The sequence below is a fragment of the Xanthomonas sp. NCPPB 1067 genome, assembly GCF_020783795.1.
GTDB classification, from domain to species: domain Bacteria; phylum Pseudomonadota; class Gammaproteobacteria; order Xanthomonadales; family Xanthomonadaceae; genus Xanthomonas; species Xanthomonas melonis.
This window is the reverse complement of record NZ_JAJGQG010000054.1, coordinates 1-4486: the sequence shown is the minus strand read 5'-3', so window position 1 is coordinate 4486 and position 4486 is coordinate 1. Positions and strand designations below refer to the sequence as shown.

Below are 4486 nucleotides of genomic sequence, written 5' to 3'. Positions count from 1 at the left end.
AATCCAAGCAACCCAACGAGTCCGCCATGTCGGCGTGACTCAAACCAAGGAGTCTCCGGGAAAGCCGGGGCGGTTCACATCGCTCCTACAAGCTCCATTCAACTACCGGCGAACGTGATCAGGGGCACGGAATGGACTTTGAGGGATGCCTGTAGGAAATGCTTCTGGAGACGCGCGTGCAAACATCTGTGCTGAGAGGGCTGGAACATTTGGGATAGGTCACAACGTTAGTGCCCGTCGCATGGTTTACCGGCAGCCAACAGTACATTGGAACACCGACAATGCAAAAGGCCTTCTTTAATAAGCCTGACCAAGACTGGGACGCCTACCTCTTGAATGTCTGAGACTCGCTCTGGATTACATTTATATCCAAGCATGTGTCAAAATTTTTCAAAGATCTGCTCGGTACAATTGGAGTAAATCACTCGGCATGAGTTGTTGTTTGCAGCGGTGCACTTTTTCTCCGCTTCAGCCTTAGCTTCTTCGAGTTCTGCATTTCCTACGAAATGCAGCTTTCCGGCAACAGATATTCCATCCTTGTAAGGTTCCGCAACAGCTGCGCATTGATTGTGATAGGTAGCCCAATCGCGGCACTCCTTTCCACCCGCTTTTACACAACTAGCGATGGCGCCTTTCTGCGCTTCACGCTTAGAAAGTTTCCCGTAGTCAACTCCTACGACACCCTCTCCATCAAGTGCAACAGCCCCCCAGGTTTTAATCCATTTCCCAAGCGGCCTAGGCTGCTCTTGGATGGAATTCTCTTGCGGAATCGGCGCACACGCGGCTACCCCTTGCCCCCCAATCGGATATTGCCCAGGTGGACAGCCTTGCTCAGCCATTGCTGTGATCCCAACGGTCATGAGAAATAACAACGCGAATCTGTTGAAACGCATATATGCACGCCCTTTACAAAAAACCAAAATCCCGGCAAATTTATGCATTCCCGCTTTCACCTCTTCCAGCATTCCCGCGAGAACCTGGCACAGGAGTAGATTCAAAACCACCCGGTTGACCAACTGAGCGAGATCCTGTTCTAGCTATATCACTAGCTATCTCAGCAGGCCGATCTGTAGACCTAGCCGCCTGCTGCGGCATATACGACCCAGCCGGCTGCCCCTGCGGACCTGGGGCTGCGGTGTTGTTGAATGCCGTGTAGGTCAGGAACGTGCCCATGTTGCCCTGCCATAGCGCGGCGGCAATGGTCGGTATGGTGATGATGAGCATGGTCATGATCAGGCCGATGCCACCCTGCTGCAGGGCCTGGCTGGACAGGCCTTCGGCACTGGCCAGGGGGATGAACTTGACCGCCCAGTAGGCCGCGGCGACTTTTACCGTGAACTTCAGCACCATCGCCGTGACCACCGACAGCATCGCCATCGAGAACAGTGTGCCGATGACGTAGAACAACCACTTCTTGAACAGGTCCTTGGTCTGATCGAAGATCAGCGCCAGGATGAAGATTGGCCCGATCCCGATCAGGAACGCCATGGTGAACTTGAACAGCAGCAGCATCGCGCCGGCGGCCATCGGTGGGCTGGCGGTGCCGAAGCCTGCCATCAGCACAGCACGGCCCTTCTTCTCCAGTGCCTCCGGATCGGTTGGATCCACGCGCACCGCATCCAGCGCCGTCAGCGCCACCTGCGTATAGGCGAGATTTTCGTCGATCGCATCGGAGGCAGTACTGTCTTCGTCGCCCGTGAACAACCCATGGATCTCCTTGTCCAGGTACTGGGTCATGGTCTGGTGCAGCGCTGGACCGTTGAGCCCGACCGCCGACGCAATGCTGATGATGATGGCCACCTTGGCGGCCTTGATCATGGTGGCCATCGCACTCTCACGCGACTGCCCGGTGGCGATGCGGTAACCCAGAATCAGCACCCACAGCGTGGTGACTGTCAAAGCGATGGTACTGACCCACCGCATGGTGCGCCTCATCAGATCCAGGCCGAACTCCTGAATCTCGTTACTGAAATAATCGTTGACCAGTTTGAAGAAGACGAAGTCGCCGAGATTGGCGTCCGCCAGGGGCTGTGGCCGGCGCACCGGGCAATGCGCAGAGTGGCCTGCAGTTGCAGACTGCGTGACTGCACTCATTGTCCGATCCGCTCGCCCATTGCCCTACATTACACGCGCCGGCGGTTGCAGCGCCACGTCCGGTTGGCTGCGTTGCGCGTCCAGGGCCTGTGACTGGCGGATGCTCTCCTGCAACGGGGGTGCGGTCTCGGACAGATCCACCTTGGTCCGGAAGCCGGGCGTCGTGCCGACGATCCAGGCGGCGTTGTCATGCACCGTAATGCCTTGCAGCTGATCCGGACGCATGATGCCCGCGCGCTTGGCCTCGACCGTGGCATGCATGGCCTCGGCCGGCGAGGTGCCGGCCGGGAGCTTGCTGTGGATGGCTTGGTAAAGCGGATCGTTGGGAACCGATGCGGCGGCAGGCTCGCCGAACCGACCACGCGAAGCTGCAGATGCAGCGACTTCATTGCCGGATCCACCTATCGGCATCTTCCAGCCGGGCGTGACATACGTCGGGGTATTTTCGCTGTGCATGCGCTGCTGCACTGCCTGCCAGCGCGCTGCTGCCATCTCTGTCGTTCCGGCGCCGGCTTCCAAAGGGCCGTGCAGACGGTCGATGGCATCGACGGCCAGGCCATGGCCACCGCGCGCACCAAGCGTCAAGCCACCACGCAACACTTCCACATCAGCGCGGTACTTGTCGATCATCGGCGCGTACTGCTGCGCCAGCTGTTGCGCCTTGGGGTCTTCCAGCACTGAGCGGTCTGGCTTGCCATTGCCGTCAACGGGCAGGAAGTTGTGCATGCGGTGCGAGTCGGCGAGCGGTTTAGCGACCGCCGGATTGCGGTCATCCAACACGCTGCGATCGTTGGCATAGCCGGCCTTCTGCAACATGGCGACTTCTTGTGGCGTGGCGTAGATCCTGACCTGGCCATAGTGCTTGCTGGCAGCACTGACCGCATCGCCGGCCATCACATGGTTGATCACATCGGCACCACCCTCGGGAATGCGCCGGTCCAGGCTGACCGCGCCGTAGGCGTTGAAAGTCTCGCCCTTGAGCCCGAAGTGATGGGCGGTCACCTGAGCCAGATTGCCGCCCAGGGAATGGCCAGTAACGGTGACGGCGGGGACTTCGCCGTCTTTACCGATTTTTTGCGCGTAAACCAACGCATCCTTGGTCAACTCAATCGCTTCGGCAGCCTGGCGATTGTGACGTGCGGCGACCATGCCGCCATCCGTGTAGACACCATCCTGCTTGAGCTCTCGCTCAGTCTCGGTGCCGCGATGGGCGACAACGATCTCGTTGGTGTCGACGCGTTGGTAAATGACGCCTTGATAACCAGAAAGACTATCCACGTATTTGAGGCGTATGTAGATATTGCCGCCGATATCTTCCGGTCTGCTGTTGGGCCCTGTCTCTCTGGGGGCCTTATAAGCATCGTCAGAGAGCGCCGCGTATTGTGGACTCGTAATACTCATGGGCTCACCTTTTCAGCAATCAGGGTGATTTTAAAGATATTATTGCGAGCATCATCATTGAATTGGTCGACATCAAGACGCCCACCATCAGGAAAGTTATCGACATCCTCTTTCGGATAGCGCCCTTTCCAAAAGTAAGTAACCTTGGGGGCCGAGCTATAGATTTCATTTCGGAATAAAACCGGCTGAAATCGCGTATCTTCGTGCTTGTCGGTTGCTTTCAGAGAGATGCCAACTCCATCGAGTTCAAAGATGCACACGCCCTTGCCGTAATAGTCAGCATCGATCATGCCATCGGCATAAATCTTCGCCACGTATGTAGTGTGGTTGAGCTTCTCGAAATGGATAGGAATCCCATCCTCGTCCGACTTATTCCACACCCCTGCAACGGGCTCAATTGGCGTGCATTGTTTGTGATTGGTCATTTGGTAGTATGCCGTCCCAGAAACCCACTCAAACGGCCCCGGCGCATCCTCGATCGCCATTGTGATGCGATACGCCTGTGTCGGATGCGGGTTCTTGCGGTAGACCGGATCGCCGTCGGCGGTAGTGGCGCCACTATCGTGTTTTTCAGAGCCAGTGTTCATGGGGCTGCATCCTGCTAATAAAGCAAAGGCAAGAAGTCCAGCAATTTTAATTCCCAGCGTCCTTTTCATGCCGCCACGGTGCGTTGGGCAGTATGCTTTACGGCCGTGACCTGCAGCATTGCAACTATAGCGAAGTGTAACAAAGCACAGATCGAGGCCGCATACTGTGCAAGTTCCAGCAGGATTGTGAACGTATTTCGATAGGCCAAGACAACCAAACTTGCGGTTAGTAAGGTTGACATCAGCAGGATAGTCAACATGCGCCAAACACCTTTGGTGACCGATACCAGTGTGAATTTTGGTAGGGAAACACGCTATCCATTACATTGAACCGCCCCGGGAACCCCGGAGGCTCCATTACTTGAGAAGATGGAGCCATGAGCAGAGCAAGCAAGTTTTCCCCC

General features: G+C 56.6%; 5 protein-coding genes. All 5 read right to left on the bottom strand.

The features are described 5' to 3' along the window. Positions 1 to 380 precede the first annotated feature (380 nt). From LL962_RS20610 to LL962_RS20590, 5 genes are read right to left on the bottom strand one after another with little or no spacing between them, the layout of a single operon-like run. A complete protein-coding gene (locus LL962_RS20610) occupies positions 381 to 941 on the bottom strand; it encodes a DUF4189 domain-containing protein (protein ID WP_228318254.1) in 561 nt (186 codons plus the stop codon). Continuing rightward, on the bottom strand, positions 934 to 2094 hold the full coding sequence (locus LL962_RS20605; protein ID WP_228318253.1) for a type IV secretion system protein: 1161 nt from the start codon (positions 2092 to 2094) through the stop codon (positions 934 to 936). Before LL962_RS20605 ends, LL962_RS20610 begins: the two co-directional genes overlap by 8 nt. Before the next feature lie 24 nt (positions 2095 to 2118). Beyond that, positions 2119 to 3495: a DUF6792 domain-containing protein gene (locus LL962_RS20600; RefSeq protein ID WP_228318252.1), complete on the bottom strand. Its 1377-nt coding sequence runs from the start codon at positions 3493 to 3495 to the stop codon at positions 2119 to 2121. Beyond that, positions 3492 to 4151: a hypothetical protein gene (locus LL962_RS20595; protein ID WP_228318251.1), complete on the bottom strand. Its 660-nt coding sequence runs from the start codon at positions 4149 to 4151 to the stop codon at positions 3492 to 3494. Before LL962_RS20595 ends, LL962_RS20600 begins: the two co-directional genes overlap by 4 nt. Further along, entirely contained in the window at positions 4148 to 4342 is a 195-nt protein-coding gene (locus LL962_RS20590) for a hypothetical protein (protein WP_228318250.1), read from the bottom strand. Before LL962_RS20590 ends, LL962_RS20595 begins: the two co-directional genes overlap by 4 nt. Positions 4343 to 4486 lie beyond the last annotated feature (144 nt).

Bases quoted from the DNA above. Each gene is read 5' to 3' on its own strand.
- LL962_RS20610 (WP_228318254.1), bottom strand. From the start codon at position 941: ATGCATAAATTTGCCGGGATTTTGGTTTTTTGTAAAGGGCGTGCATAT.
- LL962_RS20605 (WP_228318253.1), bottom strand. From the start codon at position 2,094: ATGAGTGCAGTCACGCAGTCTGCAACTGCAGGCCACTCTGCGCATTGC.
- LL962_RS20600 (WP_228318252.1), bottom strand. From the start codon at position 3,495: ATGAGTATTACGAGTCCACAATACGCGGCGCTCTCTGACGATGCTTAT.
- LL962_RS20595 (WP_228318251.1), bottom strand. From the start codon at position 4,151: ATGAAAAGGACGCTGGGAATTAAAATTGCTGGACTTCTTGCCTTTGCT.
- LL962_RS20590 (WP_228318250.1), bottom strand. From the start codon at position 4,342: ATGTTGACTATCCTGCTGATGTCAACCTTACTAACCGCAAGTTTGGTT.